Origin of the sequence: Neisseria sicca VK64 (assembly GCF_000260655.1) — a bacterium.
Lineage (GTDB): Bacteria > Pseudomonadota > Gammaproteobacteria > Burkholderiales > Neisseriaceae > Neisseria > Neisseria sicca_B.
Genome location: NZ_AJMT01000085.1, coordinates 1 through 5,734, shown reverse-complemented (window position 1 = coordinate 5,734; position 5,734 = coordinate 1). Strand labels below are relative to the sequence as shown.

The 5,734-nt window shown below is 47.8% G+C and carries 7 protein-coding genes and 1 pseudogene; 2 read left to right on the top strand and 6 right to left on the bottom strand.

The window, feature by feature from the left end; all coding sequences use genetic code 11:
- From HMPREF1051_RS13130 to HMPREF1051_RS05050, 6 genes are all read right to left on the bottom strand, one after another.
- Nucleotides 1-160 (bottom strand): ribosomal protein S19 family protein (locus HMPREF1051_RS13130; protein ID WP_003765299.1); only part of this gene is annotated, 160 nt, incomplete at its 3' end.
- Nucleotides 161-165: 5 nt separating this feature from the next.
- Nucleotides 166-999, bottom strand: a complete 834-nt coding sequence (rplB, locus tag HMPREF1051_RS05070) for a 50S ribosomal protein L2 (RefSeq protein WP_003765301.1) — start codon at nt 997-999, stop codon at nt 166-168.
- Nucleotides 1,000-1,004: 5 nt separating this feature from the next.
- Nucleotides 1,005-1,319, bottom strand: coding sequence for a 50S ribosomal protein L23 (gene rplW, locus HMPREF1051_RS05065; RefSeq protein ID WP_002231529.1), 315 nt, complete (start codon nt 1,317-1,319; stop codon nt 1,005-1,007).
- Nucleotides 1,316-1,936: a 50S ribosomal protein L4 gene (gene rplD, locus HMPREF1051_RS05060; RefSeq protein WP_002218573.1), complete on the bottom strand. Its 621-nt coding sequence runs from the start codon at nt 1,934-1,936 to the stop codon at nt 1,316-1,318. The genes rplW and rplD overlap by 4 nt, the downstream gene beginning before the upstream one ends.
- Nucleotides 1,936-2,580, bottom strand: a complete 645-nt coding sequence (gene rplC / locus HMPREF1051_RS05055) for a 50S ribosomal protein L3 (RefSeq protein ID WP_002215400.1) — start codon at nt 2,578-2,580, stop codon at nt 1,936-1,938. Before rplC ends, rplD begins: the two co-directional genes overlap by 1 nt.
- 337 nt (nt 2,581-2,917) lie before the next feature.
- On the bottom strand, nt 2,918-3,421 hold the full coding sequence (locus HMPREF1051_RS05050; protein ID WP_003765304.1) for a hypothetical protein: 504 nt from the start codon (nt 3,419-3,421) through the stop codon (nt 2,918-2,920).
- A gap of 379 nt (nt 3,422-3,800) precedes the next feature.
- Here HMPREF1051_RS05050 and pyk point away from each other — a divergent pair, with 379 nt between their 5' ends.
- A complete protein-coding gene (pyk, locus tag HMPREF1051_RS05045; RefSeq protein WP_003765311.1) occupies nt 3,801-5,273 on the top strand; it encodes a pyruvate kinase in 1,473 nt (490 codons plus the stop codon).
- Between the two features lie 253 nt (nt 5,274-5,526).
- Nucleotides 5,527-5,734 (top strand): annotated as a pseudogene (locus HMPREF1051_RS05040) (hypothetical protein); the annotation flags it as partial.

Below are 5,734 nucleotides of genomic sequence, written 5' to 3'. Positions count from 1 at the left end.
CGTTGTGTACAGCAATGGTCAGACCGATAAAATCAGGCAGAATGGTAGAACGACGAGACCAAGTTTTAATCGGGCGTTTGTCGTTGCTTGCACGAGCAGCATCTACTTTTTTCAGCAAATGCAGGTCTACATATGGGCCTTTTTTCAATGAACGAGCCATACTAATTAACCTTTATTTGAGTAACGACGACGAACAATCATGTTATCCGTGCGTTTGTTATTACGAGTGCGGTAGCCTTTAGCAGGAGTACCCCATGGGCTAACCGGTTCGCGAGCTTCACCGGTACGACCTTCACCACCACCATGCGGGTGATCGACAGGGTTCATGACAACGCCACGAACGGTCGGACGAATACCGCGCCAACGATTGGCACCGGCTTTACCGATTTTTTTCAGGCTTTGCTCTTCGTTACCGACTTCACCGATGGTTGCACGGCAATCTACGTTGATTTTACGAACTTCGCCAGAGCGCAGACGGACTTGAGCGTATGCGCCTTCTTTAGCCAGCAATACCGCAGAAGCACCGGCAGAACGTGCAATTTGAGCACCTTTGCCAGGTTTCATTTCGATACAGTGGATAGTTGTACCAACGGGGATGTTGCGGATCGGCAGGGTGTTACCTACTTTGATGGCAGCTTCAGCACCGGAAACCAATACAGCACCGGCTTGAATACCGCGAGGAGCGATGATGTAGCGACGCTCACCGTCTGCATAGCACAACAGTGCAATGAAGGCAGTACGGTTAGGATCGTATTCAATACGCTCTACTTTTGCAGGGATACCGTCTTTGTTACGTTTAAAGTCTACAACACGGTAATGGTGTTTATGACCGCCGCCTTTGTGACGGGTGGTGATATGACCATTATTGTTACGACCGGCAGTAGAATTTTTCTTTTCGAGCAAAGGTGCATAAGGCACACCTTTGTGCAAACCTTCTGTTACCACGCGAACCATGCCGCGACGGCCTGCAGAAGTTGGCTTCATTTTAACAATTGCCATTTTGTTTATTCCTTATCTGCAGCTGCAGCAGCGGCTTCCAAATCCAACTCTTGACCGGCAGCCAAGCTTACATAAGCTTTTTTAACATCGCTGCGGCGGCCCAAAGTACGACCAAAACGCTTAGTTTTACCTTTAGTGGTAACGGTAGTTACAGAAGCAACTTGAACACCGAACAGCAGCTCAACAGCCGCTTTGATTTCAGGTTTGGTTGCATTTGCCAAAACTTTAAACGTCATTTGGTTGCGTTTTTCAGCCAATACGTTGCTTTTTTCAGAAACGATAGGTGCCAAAATCACTTGAGTCAAACGTTGTTGATTCATACCCATTGCTCCTCTAATTGTGCAACTGCATCTTTAGTGATGATTACTTTTTTGTAACGCAGCAAGCTGTAAGGATCAACTTGTTGAGCTTCCAAAACCAACACGTTTGGCAAGTTGCGTGAAGCCAAGTAAACATTCTCATCGAGCTGTTTGGTTACAAACAGCACTTGCTCCAGACCAAGATTTTTCACTTGTTCAGCAAAAACTTTGGTTTTAGGAGTTTCAGCAGTCAACGCTTCGATCGCAAACAAACGCTCGTCACGAGCCAATTGGGACAGGATAGTCGCCATACCGGCACGGTACATTTTACGGTTTACTTTTTGAGTAAAGTTTTCGTCGGGTTTGTTCGGGAACGCACGACCACCTTTACGCCACAGCGGAGAAGAAGTCATACCGGAACGGGCACGGCCGGTACCTTTTTGGCGCCATGGTTTTTTGGTCGAGTGTTTTACTTCGGCACGGGTTTTTTGAGCACGGTTGCCAGAGCGGGCGTTTGCCAAGTAGGCATTTACCAGCTGATGAACCAACGCTTCATTGTATTCGCGAGCGAACAAAGCATCAGAAACAGACAGACTGCCTGAAACTTGTCCTTTAGCGTCAATTACTTTCAATTCCATTACGCACCTACTTTCACGCTAGGACGAACTACAACATCGCTGTTGACCGCACCCGGAACAGCACCCTTAACCAACAGCAGTTGGCGTTCTGCATCAACACGTACAACTTCCAGTTTTTGAACAGTTGCTTTGGTGTTGCCGTATTGACCGGCCATGCGTTTACCGGGGAACACGCGACCTGGGTCTTGCGCCATACCGATAGAACCTGGAACACGGTGAGAACGGGAGTTACCGTGGGAAGTACGTTGAGCACCGAAGTTATGACGTTTGATCGTACCGGAGAAACCTTTACCTTTAGAGGTACCGGTTACATCAACCAGTTGACCGACTTCAAACATAGAAACGGTGATTTCGTCACCGGCTTTCAATTCAGCCAGTTTTTCTTCAGTCAAAGCAAACTCGATCAAACCGCGACCGGCTTCAACACCTGCTTTTGCAAAGTGCCCAGCTTCGGCTTTGTTGACACGGTTAGCTTTTTTCTGACCAAAGGTAACTTGAACGGCGGTATAGCCGTCAGTATCTTTGGATTTTACTTGTGTAACGCGGTTGGCAGACATATCCAAAACGGTTACCGGAACAGAAACACCCTGTTCGTCGAACACGCGGGTCATACCAACTTTGCGTCCAACCAGACCTAAAGTCATGATTATTTTCCTTTTAAAGTAAAGGGGCGGGCTACGATTGGCCTACCTTCGGACAATGATAAAACTTGGCACATTTGTACCAAGCCCTGCACTATACCACGACAATAAAGAAGTTTTCAAGAAAAATCTTAGGCTTGCCGCAGGTTATTTACCGCTATCCGACAGATTTGAGGTTTACCCAATCCATCGATATTCTGTTCTGAATTTTGACAGTCTTAATTATTGTTCAACGATATAAAAGGTCGTCTGAAATTTCATCTACAAACAAAATTTCAGACGACCTCTTCTCAATACATGGTTATTTTACGCTACTCGGATACGTTTTATACCGAGAATGCTATTTCTGCAACTCCGTCGGTGGGTTTTGCTCGGGCTGGCGTGTGTGCAATTTATACCAACCAAACAACCGCACCAAACATAAAAAGGCAATCAAGGGCATACATAAAGCGGAAACCAAATAACGCGGGTTGCCGGTATTGAGGATGTTTCCTCCTGCCGACAGAGTTAATGCAGCATTAAACCATTCCCACAATGAAGGCACGCTGAAAGCCAACACGGCAATCAGTCCGAGCGTTCGGAAAATACCGATGGGCAAAATCTGACGTTTTAGCACTGTACGGTTTAGCTGTAACAAGACAATCAATCCGAACCCGATGATGATGACCATGCCGCCGTTTGCAACGATTTGCAGGCTGTTGAACGCGATGTCGGGCGTTACCGCCAGCCCGCCGTCTGAAGCAGGGGCCGCTTGCTGCTGAAGGTTAAGTCCTTGAACGATATTTAAAACGAAACCATAAACCATATCGGCAAGCATAATACCTATAGGCAAAGAAGTGAGCATTCGTCTTAGCATGGTTGTGTCTGATAATGATGAAAAAGATATGGATGGAAACTAATGTAGTTTCAGACGACCTATCCACTATACACATCCATTTAAGGAGGGTCGTCTGAAAAGTGGCAGACGGTATTGTAGCGGATTGCCGCCCCAAACGTATGTAAAATTAAATTTAGCCTAAGTCATAAAATCCTGTAATTTTCCACCAATCATTTAACTTTGGGAGTAAAATCCCAAAATATTAATTTGCATCATGATTTACGGCTTGGATGTCTCGATGTAAGTTTTAGATTTACATTTTCAGACGACGTTGGGATGCCATTTTGTAATTTTCCAACAAGACCGTATGCCATTTATCAACGGATTGACCGAAAGGACGCTTCACATGAGTAATGCAAAACGCGATGTAACCCGCATCAGCCACAACACCAAAATCGTCGCTACGTTGGGGCCAGGCAGCAACAATGTCCAGTTGTTGGAAGACATGATCCGTGTAGGTGGTCTGAATGTCGTCCGTTTCAACTTCAGCCACGGCACGCCTGAATTCCATCAGGAAAACGCCCGCATCGTGCGTGAAGCAGCAAAACGCGCGGGACAGGAAATCGCCATCCTCGCCGACTTGCAAGGTCCAAAAATCCGCGTCGGCAAAATCGCCGGCGGCAGCATCGAATTGAACAAAGGCGAAACGCTGGTTCTTGATGCCGCACTCGAAGGCGAAGGCACGCGCGACGCGGTCGGTTTGGACTACCGCGACCTGCCTAATGATGTCGTTGCAGGCGATGTTTTGTGGTTGGACGACGGCTTGCTGACTTTGACCGTAGAATCCGTTGAAGGCAGTAAGATTGTTACTAAAGTTGAAAACAGCCATGTGTTGAAAAGCAACAAAGGCATCAATAAGCGCGGCGGCGGTTTGTCCGCAGGCGCGTTGACCGAGAAAGACTTCCGCGACCTGAAAACCGCGATTGCCATCGGTTGCGACTACCTCGCCATCAGCTTTGTGAAATCCGCCGAAGATTTGCACACTGCCCGCGCCAAAGTCGAAGAAGAAATGAAAGGCAGTACTGCCGTTCGCCCCGGTTTGGTTTCCAAAATCGAACGTGTGGAAGCGATTGAAAACTTGGACGAAATCATCCTCGCCAGCGACGGCATCATGGTGGCGCGCGGCGACTTGGCGGTCGAAGTCGGACACGCAGCCGTCCCCGCCCTGCAAAAACGCATGATCCGCCGCGCTCGTGAGTTGCGCCGCTTCAGCATTACGGCAACCCAAATGATGGAATCCATGATTACCAACCCCGTACCGACCCGCGCGGAAGTCAGCGACGTGGCAAACGCGGTATTGGATGGCACCGATGCAGTGATGTGTTCCGCCGAAACCGCCGTCGGCGCGTATCCGTTTGAAACCGTCAGCCAAATGGCGATTATTTGTGCGGCTGCGGAAAAAGAACAAGATTCGCTCAACGGCGTTGCCGAACAGGTCGATTATCCCGAAGCCGTCAGCACCAACTTGGCGATTGCCGGCGGCGCGGTCAGCGTGGCGCGCGCGGTTCACGCCAAAGCCATCGTCGCCCTGACTGAAAGCGGTTCGACCGCCTTCGAAGTCAGCCGCCACAACATCACCTTGCCGATTTTCGCGCTGACCCCGAGCATTTCCGCCCAACGCCGTATGGCGATGTACCGCGGCGTGCGCCCGTTGATTTTGGCGACCAGCACCGACCACGATACCGCGCTGAACGAAGTGGAAGCCATGTTGGTCGAACATAAAATCTTAAGCTCCGGCGACCAATACATCATCACCAGCGGTTCGCAAATGCGCGAATCCGGTTCGACCAATACGCTGGAAGTGTTGCGCGTTAAATAATCGACACGCAAACGGCAGATAACCAAGAGGTCGTCTGAAAACTTGGAAACGGGTTTTCAGACGACCTTTCGTTTTCTTTTGAAGCAAGATTTTTGAGCACTGAAACACTAGGAGTCTATAATTTTTTAAGAACCCCAAGTCTAGACGCAAAGACAGAAAAGTGTGCTGCTTTGAAAGCTGGAGAATATCTAACAGGCTTGAGGGCTAATGTAAGAGCTTCAACCAATCAACTTTCAATAAGAAAGAAATAAATATGCCCAAAGATCAAATGAAAGATAATTTTTTTGACCTTATAGAAGAATTTCTAAATTTATTTAATCAGAGAGATTTTAAACAACTCGAAATCAAATTTCAGATTAACAAAGGTGTGTATGAGGAAATTTTGGAAGAACTGGATGATGAAAATCTTTTAGATAAAAAATTATCATTACCTCCCAAAGCAATAGCATTGACCGCACGAA